Source organism: Bradyrhizobium lablabi, assembly GCF_001440475.1.
Taxonomy (GTDB): Bacteria; Pseudomonadota; Alphaproteobacteria; order Rhizobiales; family Xanthobacteraceae; genus Bradyrhizobium; species Bradyrhizobium lablabi.
Genome location: NZ_LLYB01000117.1, coordinates 19,476 through 34,959, shown reverse-complemented (window position 1 = coordinate 34,959; position 15,484 = coordinate 19,476). Strand labels below are relative to the sequence as shown.

The window sequence follows — 15,484 nt, the reverse complement described above, 5'->3', positions numbered from 1 at the left end:
CCATCAGCGATCGCTCACCGCTGCAATCGCCTTCTTAACGGACGACTATAAACCGAAGCGGAAGCTTTCAGTCTACCGGGTGCTAAAGGCCCATGACCTGATCACGGCCCGCTGGCTTCGGATTTCGGACGTAATAGGCACTCTAGCGCGGGTGAGGGCCGTATAGGCGATGGGTCTCCTTGAGCAACCTGAAGTGATGCATGGCGAGACATTACCATAAAGCGGGTATTGTGACCCACTGGCAATCCGGTCTCCTTTCGCGTGATCTATCTTCTTCGGACCAGTCTACATGAAGTCATCGTCGTCCCAATCGGGCGTGGTATTTTGAGCAAGCTGGGCCGCTCTGGTATCGCTGCCGCTAGTGTCAGTAGCTTTAAGATACAATGGAGGCTTGTTTTTCCGCTGCCATTCGCCATCATCATTCTTCGTCCACTTGTTAGGATGCTTGGCTGGGTCAAGCACCATCATCGAGTCACTCACCTCAACAAAACCCAACGCCCGTGCGCGGGCCTTCGCTTCGTCATTGACAGCATGAGAGAGGAGCAAAGGCCGTTCGCCGTCGAGCCGAAGCTGATGTTCCAACAGAATATCGCCTGCGTTCTCGACGAGGGGATGAGTAACCCGAAAATCTACAGTGGATGTGAGTTCGCTCCGTCCGGCAAACTGTTCCCGCCAGCGCGCGCGTGCCTCTTCGTCTTTGAACACATCACTCATGCTAGCTCCGCCTTCCGTTCGGAGAAGTCCAACACTCTTGTTGCCTAACTGATAGCTGAAATAGCGTGCGTTTTCCGAGCCAGAGTTCCTCCCGTGGTCATAGGCAACTTGTGCTGTGCGTGCGGCTTTCGAGGATACGGGATCCGAGTATATCTGTGATTTCGCGGCGATATCCCCGATTTCATCGCCATAAAAGTCCTTCACCTTTTCTTCGAATTCAGGCCTTTTGATCTCCACCACAGGAGGTCGGCGAACGAGGGAGTACGAGGGTTTTGCTCCGGACGAGCTAGCCCTTGGCGCCTCTATGTGCATCCCAGCAAACATGTCCGCAAAGCGTTGGCTGTCTGCATCAGATTGCGCGTGGTTGGTGGCGGATTGTCTGATTTCATCAGCGTCGGAAGCGCCGGGGGAGCTATTGATTCGGCCATACATGGTGATTGGGTTTCCTATCGGTGAAGTGCTCTCGCACGGAGTTCAGGCTCGTCGGACACCGCGAAGTTGATAGTCAGCCTAGCTGACGACGAGCTGACGCGCAGGCGTTAAGCGTGTACGATCCGGCGTTCTACGCCAAGGCCACGCTATGGCGAACGCGGCAGCGCACGCGACTCGTGCGAAAGCGGTTGTAGGCTGTCAGATCCGGTATCGGCATTCCCAGCAAGTGCGAGCGATAGGCCAAGATTGTTGCGTAACATCTGATTGCCTGGGGCGGCTGCGAGAGCCTCGCGATATAGCGCTTGTGCCTCATCATGACGCCCCTGGGAGTCGAGGGCCACCCCTTTTGCGTTCAGGGCACGCAAATCACCAGGAACTGCAAGCAAGATCTTGTCGGTTACCTCAAGTGCTTCGCCCGCGCGTTTCTGTGCCAGAAGCGTCTGCGTAAGCGAGATTGCCGCATCGACATTGTCTGGCTTTTGCTTCAGAGCCTCGCGCAAACTTTCCTCGTTGGAAACTCGGAGGAGGGCGTGTGCAATGCGCTCGCGCATAGCAGGATCGATGTCCTTGGCGCCCAGCAACTCTGGCCGCGGCGTCTCTTGAACGGAGATCACTTGGTGATCCAAGCTGGCGCAACCACCAAGCACAAGAGTGGCGAATAAAGCGAGGAGAGTTAAGCCCGAGGGCGGATGGAATGCATACAATCGTGCAGCGAATGTTGTTGTAGGTGAATTCATGCCATTTATCTCACGACCGACTGCTGTGCTCTGTTAGCCATTTGTGGCAAGCAGGGTGCGTTGTTCTCCTGTCGGAGCGTTTTCCTTGGTACCTCTAAGCTTGAGCGACCCCACCGGCTGTACCGTGAAATCGGAGGCGAGATCCTGATAAGACAGAACAGGAAGATCGATCCCGTTGCGGGTGAGAAAGCCGCGGACGAAGCGTCGGATATCCAGCGAACTCAGGATGACGGGCTGGCTCTGACCTGCTGGCACGCCTGAATGAATCTGGCGCAGTTGCGACAGCAACATCTCGCTATGCCGGTCCTCCAGCGCGAGGTACGGCCCGACGGTAGTCTCTCGAACCGCACTGCGAATTACATCCTCAGTTTCACGTTCTACGATAAAGGCGGGCAGGACACGGTGAGCGTTGGCATGGCGAAAGCAGATTTGCCGTCTTAGGCCGGAGCGAACATATTCGGTGAGCAGGACGGCATTTTGCTCGCGTTCGCTCCATTCGGCGAACGCTTCCAAGACCAGCCGGGTGTTACGAATCGGGATGCCCTCGTCGAGCAGGCGACGCAGGACATCGGCGATCCGGGGAACTGGAGTCGTGCGTAGCACTTCCTTCACCAGGTCGGCATATTCCTGCTCCATCCGGGCAAGCAATTGTCGCGTCTCTTGAATGCCTACCAAGCGCTGCGCATATCGCGTCAGTACGGAACTGACGCGCAGGGCGATGATTTCGCTCGGACGGTGATGCCCGATCCCGGCCGCTTTGAGAGCTGGTGCATGGCTCTGTTCGATCCAGATCCGGTCGGTGTCTGGATCTTGCCGATACGGGATGCCACTCAATTCAATGTTCGCTCGGTCGTCGGTGAGCGCGAGCTGCGTCGGATCGACTCGATCCCGTTCAACCGGTACCCCTTCCACATCCAGCCTGAACTCGGATTGGGCCAAACGTTGATCGACCTGGACTGGAATGCGCGGAATCGTGATGCCAAGATCGGCTGATACCAGCGCCGAAATGCGAGCGATGTGCTGCTCAACTTCCTCTCTATCAATCGCGTTTACCAGGTTAGATGCAAAGAAAACCGCGACCGGAAGCGCCTCCGCAGGTATGGTTTGCCTTTGAGCCTGCGCTGGTGTTGAGGTCGGAGCACTAACGTTGGCGCCCGTCTTGGAGCCCGTGTTCGCGCTCTTAACACCGCCTTTGACATAGCTTGCCCCGGCAAAAAGTGCGGCCAGCATGAGAAACGGGGGCAAGGGGAAACCAGGTATCAGCCCCATGAGAAGTAAGACGCCGGCCGCTAGCCGCAATGCCTGGGTACTGGCCGTGAGTTGGTTGATGATATCGGCACCAAGCTTGAGCTTGGAAGGACCATTTACACGTGTGACGATGGTTGCGGCCGTAACCGACAGCAGGAGCGCCGGAATCTGAGAAATCAACGCATCGCCGATGGTGAGCAGCGTATATTGATGCAACGCCTCATCGACGGACATGCCCTTGGAGAGCAGTCCGATGCTGATTCCTCCCAGCATGTTGATGCAGATGACTATGAGGCCGGCAATGGCATCCCCTTTCACGAACTTCATGGCGCCATCCATTGCACCGTGAAGTTGGCTTTCTCGCTCCAATGAAGCTCGCCGGCTGCGTGCCTCGTGCTGATCGATATGACCGTTGCGTAGCTCCGCGTCGATAGCCATCTGCTTGCCTGGCAGAGCGTCGAGTGTGAATCGTGCTGAGACTTCAGCAACGCGCTCGGCTCCCTTCGCGAGAACCATGAACTGCACCATGGTCACGATCAGAAATATAACAATGCCGACCGCGATGTTTCCTGATATTACGAACTCACCGAAGGTATGAATGATGCTGCCGGCGTCTCCCTCAGCGAGAATCAGCCGCGTTGTCGCGATGGTCAGCGCCAGACGAAAGACGGTAGAGATCAGGATGACGCCGGGCAAGGACGAGAAATCCAGTGGCGTACTGAGATACAGAGCAACCATCAGCAGCAATACGGCAAAGCCCAGATTGAAGCCGATCAGCATGTCGACCACGACGATCGGCATCGGCATGATCATCATTCCGATTGCCAAAAGCAGCATGAACGCGACCATGAAATCCGGGTGGAATGGCGCGCGCACGATAAGCTTACGAAGAAGGTGTGGCATGGAGAGCCTTCTTATTGTTGTTGCGTTGGGGCTGTCCTGCCACGCAAGGACACATAGTCTTGGAAGACTGCCCGCGCCTCGTCCATACGGCCGGCCCGTCGTAGCGCGTGACTGCGGAGAAGCGTCAAAGGCAGATGCGAGGAGGGCTCGTCGTCAAGCGTGTCTAGTCTATCAAGCACCGCAAGTGCTTCATCGCCAAAGCCCTCTGAGATGAGAGCATAGGTAAGAATGCGAAGCAGGTCGACGTCTTGCGAGTAGTCATGGGCAATGAGCCGCAACAGAGCGAGAGCTCGTGCGCTCTGTCCACACGCAAGGTGGACGAAGGATATTGCGCAGACCAAATCGCGCTCCTGCCCGGAGATTGGCAAGACATCGCCGGTTTTGGAAGCATCGGCCGGCGGCGGTGGACTGGCGAACTGCGCTCCGTCCGAGTCGATCATGCTAGCTCCCAATCAAGCTGTTCTGGTTCTGCCGGAGCAGGATGAGCCGGCGGAGCTCCTGCTGCAGGGCGTCGGTCCCTTCATGCGCCGAATCCTCCGGTCCGGCCCGTAGCCTATCGGCCAAGCGCTCCAGAAGAACACTATGCTTCTCTGCTCGCAGCACGTCCGGATCACGCAGGCGTGGTGTCACGAAGGAGAGCAGGCCAGTTGCGAGATTGCGGCCATAAAGTGAAGCAAGTGCTGCACGGGGATCGAGCTCAGCTATCCGTACGCGCCTCTCGTTGAGACTGACACGCGAGACGGCATCGATATCGTTGACGTCAAGCGCGGCCTCGATTGGCAGATCCGGCGCCTCGGTATCCGGCCAAACCGACCCGTGCCTCTTCTCGCCACCGCCATCGGTGCCATCGATCTCTAAATTATGGACTTGAGGGAGGGCCGGCCTGTTCGCTGGCTCATGGTCGTGGGTGTTGAGCCTTTGCGAAGAGGTGCCAAGTCCGACAGGATGCTGGGGCAGCTTGGTCATGACGTTCTCCTTTCCTGCGGCGGTGGAGCTCTAATAGGGGAGAGCAGCAAGCCGTCCATTCCGGCTGAGCAGTACACGTCTCGCCTCGATCCGATCGACGGTCCATCCGTCATTCAAGAGCGCACCCACGAAGTACTTTTGGCCACCAATAAGAAGGTAGGGGTGGGCTCCGCGCCACACTGCCTGGACAGCAATTGAGGAGGGCGGCTTATCCTCCTTCACGGTCACTCCATTTACGAGTGTCAGCGACCCGTTTGTGTGCTGATCGAACCATTGCTGAACCTCCTGCCATTTACTGACTGTCGCAGGTGTCACTGTGCCCTCGGCGCTGACCACGCCTGGCCCAGGACCGATTTTGATGTTGAGAAGTCCCGCTTTGTTAACCTCCTCTTGCAGTTGTTCGGCGGCCGCATGGAGAGGGCGATCATCAGGACCATTGAGCGTCAGCTTGGGTGGAAGTGCGGCAACAGGGGGCGCATCGGGGCTCAGTGCACCGGCACTGCCGTCGAAGAGGAAGCTGATTGCAAGAGTGGCGATCCCGACGGAGCTCAGCAAGACCAAGGCGACTGCTATTATCGAGACACGCGACAGGCCGGTTGATGCTTGCGCCGAATCCTGCGTGCAGCGAATGGACATCGTGCCCGCATGAACGACGGCAGGAAGAGAAATAACAACCCGCTTGCCTACGGCAATATCTCCGCTTCCTTCTATGCTGAGTCCGGCTGCTAGAGCCTCGATCTCCATCGAATCGTGCAGGGGGGTGAGACGGAAGTGATTGGGCTCGAGCCCCTGTTCGACGAAGACAATATCGGCATCGAGGCCACTTCCGATAAGGCTCGTTCCAACGGGCGCTTCACCGGTCACTCCGGAATAGATCCCTGATAGCACTTCGAAATGAACGGAGGCGGGTTCATTCACGGAGAGTCTCCTGAGCAACGAGAAGCCGTACGGCGTTGCCGTACGGCCGGTTCCGAATTCGTCAGGCTGTAGAGAGCATCCAGCACGCGAAAAGACGGCCGCCAGCTCCCGCTTTCAGCGCTAACTCACGCGCTCGTCGGCAACCTTCTTTTCGGACGAGAGCTCGGTCGTAATTCTGCGCATCACGATGCTGTTGGCCTGAGCTTGTTTGCTGACACGCTCGAGCTCGGCGAGCTGCGCGGCGAAATCGCCAGCCCCCGTAGCACCGGTTTGCTGATTCGTTGCGACTTCAGATGCAGCGGGGGAACCGCCAACGGGAGAAACCATATCGACTCACCTTTCTGTTTGGAAGTTAGTGGTACTGATGACCTGCATCACGCCTAACCAGCTGGGGTAACGACGGCAGGAAATGAAATCATTACATGCGCGCCCGGCGCGCCATTTAAGAGCGTCAATTCGCCGTTGCCGTGGTTACACTGCGGGGTCTTTCCTGCTGCAGGGCCATTATCCTTGGCGACCTTGTCAGCATCAGCCTTCTCAGGCTCCAATTTGTGAATAACCTTCTCGAAGGCTTGGTCGAGTACCCCACCAACAGCGGAACCAATCGCCGCTCCCTGCGGCCCACCGAGGTATCCACCAGCCGCGCTTCCGATCATTTCTCCAATCATCGCATTCTCCTGTGTTCATCTGCACTACGCTCAATAGACGACTCATCGCCTAGAGGTCAGCACTCTGATCCTAGGAGGATTACCTTTCGAGAAGCTGACGAGTCCGACAAAGGCCGCGGAATGAGTCGAGGTGGCCCCATTTTTCTCTCCCCGAACAATGTGTCGGTACTCTCGGTTCATTTTGGCCGACGTTGGCGCGCACGCGACAGCGCAGGTTTTGCATCTCAAAGGTCAAGTGCTCCGAGTAGTGCTGGAGCGCGCCGCGACAGTGGAGCTGTGCTAGGTGTCGGCCTGAGGGAGCATGCCTCCGAGCAGATGACTGCAGGCTGGATCGCCTGGTGCGTCGTAACGCCGTGGACAAGTCCTCGAGATATCGCCGCCGCGGCGTACGCCGATATTTATCAGTCAAAAGTACGCAAGCGGACGGTGTAACGCCCATTTTCCAGCGAGCAATCGGGCGAACAAAAGGCGACGTGTGCAAGTGCGAGGCCTCGCAACAATAAGCAAAACTAATTTCGAACAGGTGTCTGTTCCGGTTATGGCCCTCCACGGCACCTGAAGACCGTCTCGAGCATTCACGCGAGAGGCTCGACCGGCGTCCTTCAGAGAGCGTGGTCGCTCGCCGGCCGCGCGTCCAAAGATGTCGTTGTTACGACGCCCGTCATTAGGAGCGGTTCGTCGTGATCACATGCTCTCAACATTCAGGTGATACGACAGCTGATGTGCTGGTGGCGATTATCCTATCGTCAGCTTTTCGACAGGTACTCCGGATACACTTCCTGCGACTTGGATACGCTCGACGTGACAGTCCAGATTCCCGAGGGGCAAGGGGGAGAAGTGGTCCGCCGATCAAGGCTGTTGTCACCTGCAACCAGAAACGCGAGAGCGTCTGCTGCTGGCCGTGATCTGGGATTGGTTTTGAAGGGCCTCGGCGCAACGTGCCAAGTTGATTGTGCGGGTGGTCCTCGCAGTCTGTCGCTTCCTTCAATGCAATAGGAGTGAATGAAAATGCCGTATCTTCCCGTGGTGGGCGGTTCCAATCCGGCGGTAGGGCTCGTGCCTGAGGGCGTGCCCGCCGTTCCAATGTTCAACGTCGCATTGGGGCAGTACGCCGGCGCTGCCGGCGTCCCGGTGGGAGCCTACCAGTACTTGCCGGTAAATAGTCCGGTCGTTGTCGCTCCCGCCGTACTCAGTCCAGCCTACGTTGCTCCAACCCTTCTCGCCCCGCCGCCGCCTCCCCAGTTCGCGTCGGTCGCCCAAAACCAAAGCCCGTCGTCCGCAATTGATCCGGTGTGGACGCATGAGGTCCATGATGGCAAAGCCACGATCCACCTTGGCGATAAGTACACAATTACGGCGGACGAGAAGGACGGCACCTGGACTGTCCGCAACAACGAGACCGGCCACGTCACGAAGATCCACGGCGATCCTCATGTCGATGCTAATGGAGACGGCAAGGACGACTTTGATTTCAAGAAAGGCATGACCCTGCAGCTCGACGATGGCACGAAGATCACCATCGATACAGCCGACTACGGCAACGGCAAGAGCATCTCCTCGAAGCTCACCATCACGAATGGCAGCAACGCCATGGTTGTCGAGGGGCTCGGTGACGACAAGGATGGTGCCAACAATCTTAAGGTGACGCAGTCAAACGCGGGCCTCACTCTCGATGCGCTGACATCAGATGGTTCACAAACGATCCATGAGCAAGGTCAGGGTTGGGTCGACGGCGCCGGGCGCGAGGTGGATCAGGCGAGTATCGATGCTGGTGAAGAGGGGCGCGCCCCGGGCGCCGGCTCTCAGTCCCAGTACACTCCTCAGCCGCTCGCTACTCCTTCGTACTACTACTATACTCCAGTTTTCGTTCCTCCTCCCCCGCCTGTGTCGATGACCCCAGTTGCGGTTAACCAGAGCCCGCCACCGAAAACTAATCCGGTGTGGTCGCATGAGGTCCATGACGGCAAGGCAACGATTCACCTTGGCGACAAGTATACAATCACCGCCGACGAGAAGGACGGCACCTGGACCGTTCGCAACAACGAAACCGGCCATGTCTCGAAGATTCATGGCGATCCTCATGTCGATGCTAATGGAGACGGCAAGGATGACTTTGATTTCAAGAAAGGCATGACCCTGCAACTCGATGATGGCACGAAGATCACCGTGGATACGGTCGACTACGGCAAAGGCAAGACCATTTCGTCCAAGCTCACCATCACGAATGGCGACAACGCCATGGTTGTCGAGGGGCTCGGGGACGACAAAGATGGTGCCAACAATCTGAAGGTGACGCAGTCCAATGCTGGCCAAACCCTCGATCAGCTGACGTCGGATGGTGCACAGACGATATATGAGCAAGGTCAAGGGTGGGTCGATAGATCCGGATGGCAGGTCAACCAGGCGAGCATTGACGCCAATGAGCAGGCCGCCGGGTGAGGCCGATCTGAGCACCGTTCAAAGAGAATGGGAGCGGGCGCTGTCGCCCGCTTTCCCATGCTCCCCAGCGCGCGCAGGGAAGCACCTCGCTTGGGGTGCCCATGCATTATCCGCGCTCTTACCTTTCGATGATTTGATTGGTATTTCTCTGCCGGTAACAGTCTGCAACCAAGCACGACTCGATGGGTGGGGGCGTCTCGAAGACCGAGAGCTGATCCAAGCTCCAGTCGACATTGCGCAGGCTTCTGCCAATAGTTCGATTGTAAGGTCGGTTGACAAGAGGGGACGCCCCTCGGCGCCCCGGGTGCGCGGCGAATACCACGCGGCCGCAATGCGCGATCTATCGTATTTGCGGCCAAGAGCGACGCGCCGAGTCGTTAGGCGCATCACCAGCCGCTAAAAGCGCGCGAGGACAGATAAGACGCCTTGTGACGGCGATTGCCTGAAGCAAGGCGAGTCCTTCGATATGTGAGCCGGACGTCTTGGGCTACCAAGATATGGATGACCGGAGTGACCCGGAGCGAAAACACCCTAAGAACTGTCACGCCAAGCTCACCGCAACCTGTCTGAACGACCAGGCCCCATCGGGGTGCGAATCCTCCGGCTGCTGAGAAGCTCCTCTCCGTCCTCTCTTCTCATCGTTGCATGGATGTGCATTTGCGCTCGTTGCTCCTGATTCGACAGGGCCGAATCAAACATCCTCTTCTGTGTCGTCCATGGCAGAATCTAGATCGGCTTGTGCGTCGCTGACAATTCGCATTGCGAGCATGCCCAGAGCCATTTCGAAAGCTTTGCATTGTTGCATGGCCTGCGAGTTGGCCTCATCGGCCGCCTCGGTTCCGTCAAAATCCACGCCGTTATTGCCTCCCGCTGCTCCGATATCGGGTGCACCTGCGTTCATGTTCGTAACACCGCCTATAGATAACCCACCCTCTCATGCTAGCAAGGTTAGCTTTCGAGAAGCTGACGAGGCTCAGAGCGTTCATGATAAGCCATTGGAGACCGCATCGATGTTCCGTCAGGTGCGGCGTTGGTGGTCTGCCGAAGAAAAGCTAGTGCTGGTCGAGGAAGAGTGTCGCGTCTGGCAAGACGGTCTCAATGGACGCTAGCACGGCGGCAATCCGAAAGGCGTGTTCATTAGAAAAGCTCCTGCAGGGCAGCAGCTCTCGCCAGGAAGGGACGTCTGACTTGGCGGCGCCGCGACAGGCTTTAGATGTTTCCTGGCGGGCGTCAGCTGCGGCCGCGAAATGGTGCAGCAGTGCCTCTGATTCGAGATCAGGCCTGCGGCATGTGGCGTCGCAGGATTTAGACGAATGCGAGGCGGCGAGTTGTCGTGGGTTTTCGTGTGCAACGTCGCGTGCGCAACATGTTGGCAGATACCAAACAAATTCGGCCTTAGCTTTCGAATAGAAAACAGGCAACGCGCTTCGTTTTGCCCACCAGCTGCCCGCGCGGCGGCCTGCGCACAAGCACCCGGCGATTGGCCCGGCTTTTGCTCCGCTGCTTGCCTACGGCGTGCGGCTCCCCTGCCTTGTCGGGATCGTCCGCTGCAGAATGTGGATCTCGATGCGACCAAAGGCGATGCCATGAAGAATTGGAGTTCCGTTACAACCAAGGTGCTAGGCACGGCCACTGTTGCAATGGCCTTAATGACGCGCACCGCGCTGGCGGTCGAACACAACGTTGAATACAAAAAGGATAATAGCAGCAATCCTAGCCACATTCCTGAAAACAGGAGCGTGCTTGCACAGATCACGGAGACCTCGGAACGACCGGCAAGCTTTACACTTGCGAACGGCCTGCAGGTGGTAGTGATCCCCGATCATCGCACGCCGATCGTGACGCAGATGATATGGTATAAGGTCGGCTCCGCCGACGATACGCCGGGCAAATCGGGGCTTGCACATTTCTTCGAACACCTGATGTTCAAGGGCGCAGCCAAGCATCCGCCCCGCGAATTCTCCCGGACCGTGTTGCGAGTCGGAGGCGACGAGAACGCCTTCACCTCGATGGACTACACCAGCTATTTCCAGCGCGTGCCGCGCGAGCAGCTGGCTAAAATGATGGAACTCGAGGCCGACCGGATGACCGGTCTCATTCTCAAAGACGAGAACGTGATTTCCGAGCGCGACGTCGTGCTGGAGGAATTCAATAGGAGCGTCGCCAACAATCCCGATAGGCGGTTCACCGAGCAGATCAGGGCGGCGCTTTACCTCAACCACCCGTACGGCCGCCCCAATCTCGGCTGGCGGCAGGAGATCGAAAAACTCGACCGCGAGGACGCGCTCGCGTTTTACAAGCGCTTCTACGCGCCGAACAACGCGATCCTGATCATCGCGGGCGACGTCGATCCAAAGGAAATTCGCCCGATGGTGGAAAAGAATTTTGGCGACATTCCTGCGCAGCCTGCGATCCCCGCGAAGCGCATGCGGCCACAGGAGCCGACGCCCGCGGCACCCCGCACCGTGACACTCTCCGATCCCCGCGTCGAGCAGCCCACCTGGCGCCGCTATTATCTCGTGCCATCGGCTTCGACCGCGGCCGCAGGCGAGAGCATTGCCCTCGACGTGCTCGCCCAAGTGATGGGCGGTGGCACCAACTCCTATCTCTACCGTGTGCTGGTCATCGACAAGCAGCTCGCCATCAGCACTGGCGCGAGCTACCAGGGCACCTCGCTTGATCCCTCGCAATTTATGATTTCAGCCACGCCGAAACCCGGCGTCCACTTCGCCGAGATCGAGGACGCGATCGACAAAGTGATCGCCGACCTCGCGCAAAATCTCGCGCGCGCCGAGGATCTCGAGCGCGACAAGACCAAGCTGATTGCGCAAGCGATCTACGCTCAGGACGATCAGGTAATGCTTGCGATCCTGTACGGCCGCGGGCTCACGACGGGGCTCAGCGTTGAGGATATACGAAGTTGGCCTGACCGCATTAGCGCCGTCACCGCCGAGCAGGTGCGCAAGGCCGCGCAGCAATGGCTCGACAAAAAACGTTCGGTAACGGGCTATCTGATCAAGGATTCTGCGCCCAAACGCGAGGAGAAGCGCTCGTGACCTATTCCTTCACACGCCGTGCCGTCCTCGGTGGGGCTTCGCTCGCGATAGCCACGCTCGGCTCTGCACGATCGCTTGCCGCGACCAGGATTCAGCGCCTGGTCTCGCCCGGCGGTATCGAAGCCTGGTTCGTGCAGGACGCCACCGTCCCGCTGATCGCGATGGAATATGCCTTCGCCGGCGGAGCGACCCAGGACCCCACAGACAAGCCCGGCGTCGGCCACATGGTTGCCAGCCTGCTCGATGAAGGGGCCGGCGATCTCGACTTCGAGACCTTTCACGAGCGGCTCGACCGCCGCGCCATTGAGCTGAGCTTTACCTCGAGGCGCGACCAGTTCCGCGGCTCTTTGCGAACGCTTAAGCACAACAAGGACGAGGCTTTCGATTTGCTGCGGATGGCGCTGACCTCGCCGCATTTCGATGCGCTCGATGTTGAACGCATCCGTGCTGCGGTGCTCGCGAACCTTCGGCGCGACTCCACCGATCCTTCAACGCTCGCCAATCGCAAGTTCCTCGAAGTCGCTTTCGACGATCATCCATATGCCCGCCAGGCCGGAGGCACCGTCGAGAGCGTGCCAAAAATCGACGTCGCCGATTTGAAACACTATGTCCGGCGCGTGATCGCCAAGGACACACTCAAGATTGCGGTGGTGGGTGACGTCGATCCAGAGACGCTTGGCAGACTGCTCGATAAGACGTTTGGTAGCCTGCCGGCCAAGGCGGAGTTGACAGAGGTAGCCGATGTGATCGCGGCCAAAGCGCTGCAGTGCGTCTTCATTCCGCTCGACGTGCCGCAAACGGTCGTGACCTTCGGCGGTGCTGGCGTCCGCCGCAGCGAGCCGGATTTCATGGCCGCCTATGTCGTCAACCATATCCTTGGTGGTGGCGGGCTGTCGTCGCGGCTGTTCCGAGAAGTCCGCGAGAAGCGCGGGCTAGCCTATTCCGTCCATGAGGCGCTCTTGTGGATGGATCATTCCGCCTTGTTTGTCGGCACTACCGGCACCCGGGCCGATCGCGCCAGCGCGACGGTCGAGGAGATCGAGAAGCAGGTCCGCCGCATGGCCGAGGAAGGCCCGCCCCAGCAGGAACTCGATGACGCCAAGTCGTACCTGAAGGGCTCGCAGATGCTGGCGCGCGATACCTCATCAAACCTTGCGCGGACGCTGCTGCAGCATCAGCTCGACAAGCTGCCGATCGACTATATCGAGAAGCACAGCGCGCTCGTCGATGCGGTGACGCTGCAGGATGCCGGGAAGGCGGCGCAGCGGCTGTGGGGTCCGGGTCTGCTCACCGTCATCGTCGGCCGCTCCCCACTGGCTGCAGCCCGGTCGACCACCGCGCCATCGGCCACGACGCCGCGGCCCGCGGCAGTACAGCCAGGCACCGCGCCATCAGCCGCAACGCCGGTAACACCCAATTAACTTTGTATATTCGTGAGGTGACATGCGATTTGAGCCTCTTTCTTGGGGGCCGCGACAGCTGCGGTCGTGGCCGTCAATGCGGCGGATCTCGGCCCCGGCAGTAAAGGTCCCACCGGCACTGTCGGAGCCGGACTGGAGGATATATCGGCGGGCACGTCGGAGCCGGCGACGGCCGGTGATCGTTTAGTGATCCTTATGTCAGTCGATTTACGGTGAGTCGTCGATACCCCTGTGTTCCTGGCTGGAGGTCAGATGGGCCAAAACTGGCGAGAGAGCACTGCGTTTTTTGGCTCGAATCGGATACCGTGGGCGCTGCCTCGGACGGTACAACACCTGTCTTGCCGTCTTCGGCATTGTCGTGAGCGCAAAACTCAAAGTAGGTCCCGGCGTCTTCGTCATCGGCCCCGCGTTGGCCCGCACGGCCACACGCTGGCCTGTTTCAAGGCACGGTTGGGTTGGGTCGCGGCGATGTCGTCAATAGCAACGAATTTTGTGGTGCGCCACACGGGCGCACTCATCTCGACTATGGTCGTCTCGGTGCCACCCTCGGCGCGGGCGTCGAGCAAGTGCTCACACCGGCATGGACGGTTAAATTCGAGGCGCCATCTAAGCTTCGAGCGAAAAGCACAGCGTGGAACGATAGGACACGTTCCTGCAGGCTCCATACAAGTTAGACTGAAGATGCTCGCTCGTCGCTCTAAGCTTCGCACGGCCGAGACNAATACAGAGACGGGGGCACGGATCCTGCAGCTCGGTCGTGCGGACTCTTGGTNATTCCCTTGAACCGCCAATGCCTGACCAATTCTCTGAAAGGACGCATTGGGTACACTCATCTTAGGAGGCCAAGATAGCCAAGTTAGTCGACGCCGTCCGAAAGAACGTCGCCAAATGCTCCTGCCGCCGGCGACGTCCCGAAGGTCTGCTGGCGGGACGGCTATGCCCGTGCCGCGGGCTGGGCTATGGAATGCCTATTCGGTGGGCGCGTCGCCGTGCGACTGTCCAGGCCAAAGGCCTGCGTCCAGCGACGGTTTGACACGAACAAACCCGTCTTGTCGCAATTCGGCTGTGTGGGGCATACCCAGCATGGTGAAAGTTGTGGTCGGGGAGGTATTGGTAGGCAAGAGTCCGGCCCTCCTTAATATGTTGATCTGCGCATCCGAGGCCGTATGGGGAAAGAAGACCCAGTGGTCGGCTATGAGACGTTCGTTTTCTGGAATGAAATCTGTGAGTTCCAACAACGCAGCCCCGGCGGACGAGGACGGCCCGGCTCGCGACGGCCCGGCCTTCGACGGCCCGGCCTTCGACGGCCCGGCCTGCAACGGCCCGGCCTGCAACGGCCCGGCTTGCGATGGTCCAGCCTGCGATGGGCCGGCTTCCACATGCTGCCAAATCAGCTCAGGATCGAACTCGGGGAGTTCCGCGATGGCTTGAGCAATCGGCTGCTGCGAGCCAGGCTGCGGAGAGCTTTCCCTGTCGGCCACCAATGGCCCGGGGGAGGGCGCAGCCGGCGCATATAGATCATCGTCCCAATCCAACAGTGATGGATCGGGATGCCCCGACTCCAAGTATTGCGAATAGGGATGGCCGGCGTCCAGATATGGCGAGTAGGCTTCGCCCTGCTGCACGGGAGACACCGCAGCAGGTGGCGGAGCACTACCTTCGAACTCGCTAAGCTGGTGCTCAAAGCCCGCTGGGTCCGCGGGCGGTGATGGTGAATCGGGCTGCGGGCTCGTGTTCGTTGGGCTGATTGAGTTGAAATCCATCCTGTTCCTCCTTTGAAAGTTTGGCTCGAGCCCTAGTTCGACGAAGGCATTTGCATTGCGACTTCCAGAGAAGCGTTTCGACTCGTGTGGAGTGCAGCCTCCGAGCTGCCGGCAAAAACGGCGCCAGCCACGCTTGCCGTTATTCCGAGCATCGGGTGCTCCATTACGATGGATAGGCGGCATTGCCGTCTAGACATCCGCTCTGCCATGCTAAGAGAG

General features: G+C 58.9%; 13 protein-coding genes. 3 read left to right on the top strand and 10 right to left on the bottom strand.

Annotated features, from left to right (window positions below; all coding sequences use genetic code 11):
- Positions 1-285: 285 nt before the first annotated feature.
- The 8 genes from CQ14_RS32860 to CQ14_RS32825 all read right to left on the bottom strand — a co-directional run bounded on the left by CQ14_RS32860 (position 286) and on the right by CQ14_RS32825 (position 6,586).
- On the bottom strand, positions 286-1,146 hold the full coding sequence (locus CQ14_RS32860) for a hypothetical protein (RefSeq protein ID WP_057861924.1): 861 nt from the start codon (positions 1,144-1,146) through the stop codon (positions 286-288).
- 146 nt (positions 1,147-1,292) lie between these two features.
- The gene (locus CQ14_RS42820) at positions 1,293-1,883 is read right to left on the bottom strand and encodes a tetratricopeptide repeat protein (protein ID WP_082650142.1); all 591 of its coding nucleotides are present in this window, start codon (positions 1,881-1,883) and stop codon (positions 1,293-1,295) included.
- Between the two features lie 33 nt (positions 1,884-1,916).
- Positions 1,917-4,034, bottom strand: a complete 2,118-nt coding sequence (gene sctV, locus CQ14_RS32850; RefSeq protein WP_057861922.1) for a type III secretion system export apparatus subunit SctV — start codon at positions 4,032-4,034, stop codon at positions 1,917-1,919.
- Positions 4,035-4,045: 11 nt separating this feature from the next.
- The gene (locus tag CQ14_RS32845; RefSeq protein ID WP_057861921.1) at positions 4,046-4,474 is read right to left on the bottom strand and encodes a hypothetical protein; all 429 of its coding nucleotides are present in this window, start codon (positions 4,472-4,474) and stop codon (positions 4,046-4,048) included.
- Position 4,475: 1 nt separating this feature from the next.
- Entirely contained in the window at positions 4,476-5,000 is a 525-nt protein-coding gene (locus CQ14_RS32840) for a hypothetical protein (RefSeq protein WP_057861920.1), read from the bottom strand.
- Between the two features lie 30 nt (positions 5,001-5,030).
- Positions 5,031-5,918 carry a SctD/MshK family protein gene (locus CQ14_RS32835; RefSeq protein ID WP_057861929.1) on the bottom strand — a complete coding sequence of 296 codons (888 nt, stop codon included), beginning with the start codon at positions 5,916-5,918 and terminating at the stop codon, positions 5,031-5,033.
- A gap of 120 nt (positions 5,919-6,038) precedes the next feature.
- Positions 6,039-6,245 carry a hypothetical protein gene (locus CQ14_RS32830; protein WP_028350678.1) on the bottom strand — a complete coding sequence of 69 codons (207 nt, stop codon included), beginning with the start codon at positions 6,243-6,245 and terminating at the stop codon, positions 6,039-6,041.
- A gap of 53 nt (positions 6,246-6,298) precedes the next feature.
- The gene (locus tag CQ14_RS32825; RefSeq protein WP_057861919.1) at positions 6,299-6,586 is read right to left on the bottom strand and encodes a hypothetical protein; all 288 of its coding nucleotides are present in this window, start codon (positions 6,584-6,586) and stop codon (positions 6,299-6,301) included.
- A gap of 1,008 nt (positions 6,587-7,594) precedes the next feature.
- Here CQ14_RS32825 and CQ14_RS32820 point away from each other — a divergent pair.
- Entirely contained in the window at positions 7,595-9,025 is a 1,431-nt protein-coding gene (locus CQ14_RS32820) for a DUF1521 domain-containing protein (RefSeq protein WP_057861928.1), read from the top strand.
- Positions 9,026-9,716: 691 nt separating this feature from the next.
- Here the strand turns inward: CQ14_RS32820 and CQ14_RS44140 are convergent.
- A complete protein-coding gene (locus tag CQ14_RS44140) occupies positions 9,717-9,926 on the bottom strand; it encodes a hypothetical protein (protein ID WP_156435705.1) in 210 nt (69 codons plus the stop codon).
- Between the two features lie 820 nt (positions 9,927-10,746).
- Here CQ14_RS44140 and CQ14_RS32815 point away from each other — a divergent pair.
- Complete coding sequence (locus CQ14_RS32815) at positions 10,747-12,081, top strand: M16 family metallopeptidase (RefSeq protein ID WP_057861927.1); 1,335 nt, start codon at positions 10,747-10,749, stop codon at positions 12,079-12,081.
- Positions 12,078-13,502: a M16 family metallopeptidase gene (locus tag CQ14_RS32810; RefSeq protein ID WP_057861918.1), complete on the top strand. Its 1,425-nt coding sequence runs from the start codon at positions 12,078-12,080 to the stop codon at positions 13,500-13,502. Before CQ14_RS32815 ends, CQ14_RS32810 begins: the two co-directional genes overlap by 4 nt.
- A 968-nt stretch (positions 13,503-14,470) precedes the next feature.
- Here CQ14_RS32810 and CQ14_RS44950 read toward each other — a convergent pair.
- A complete protein-coding gene (locus CQ14_RS44950) occupies positions 14,471-15,265 on the bottom strand; it encodes a hypothetical protein (RefSeq protein ID WP_199805669.1) in 795 nt (264 codons plus the stop codon).
- Positions 15,266-15,484: the final 219 nt, after the last annotated feature.

Coding starts and splice junctions, on each gene's coding strand:
- CQ14_RS32825 (WP_057861919.1), bottom strand. CDS start 6,586: ATGATTGGAGAAATGATCGGAAGCGCGGCTGGTGGATACCTCGGTGGG.
- sctV (WP_057861922.1), bottom strand. CDS start 4,034: ATGCCACACCTTCTTCGTAAGCTTATCGTGCGCGCGCCATTCCACCCG.
- CQ14_RS32860 (WP_057861924.1), bottom strand. CDS start 1,146: ATGTATGGCCGAATCAATAGCTCCCCCGGCGCTTCCGACGCTGATGAA.
- CQ14_RS42820 (WP_082650142.1), bottom strand. CDS start 1,883: ATGAATTCACCTACAACAACATTCGCTGCACGATTGTATGCATTCCAT.
- CQ14_RS44950 (WP_199805669.1), bottom strand. CDS start 15,265: ATGGATTTCAACTCAATCAGCCCAACGAACACGAGCCCGCAGCCCGAT.
- CQ14_RS32820 (WP_057861928.1), top strand. CDS start 7,595: ATGCCGTATCTTCCCGTGGTGGGCGGTTCCAATCCGGCGGTAGGGCTC.
- CQ14_RS32830 (WP_028350678.1), bottom strand. CDS start 6,245: ATGGTTTCTCCCGTTGGCGGTTCCCCCGCTGCATCTGAAGTCGCAACG.
- CQ14_RS32845 (WP_057861921.1), bottom strand. CDS start 4,474: ATGATCGACTCGGACGGAGCGCAGTTCGCCAGTCCACCGCCGCCGGCC.
- CQ14_RS44140 (WP_156435705.1), bottom strand. CDS start 9,926: ATGAACGCAGGTGCACCCGATATCGGAGCAGCGGGAGGCAATAACGGC.
- CQ14_RS32840 (WP_057861920.1), bottom strand. CDS start 5,000: ATGACCAAGCTGCCCCAGCATCCTGTCGGACTTGGCACCTCTTCGCAA.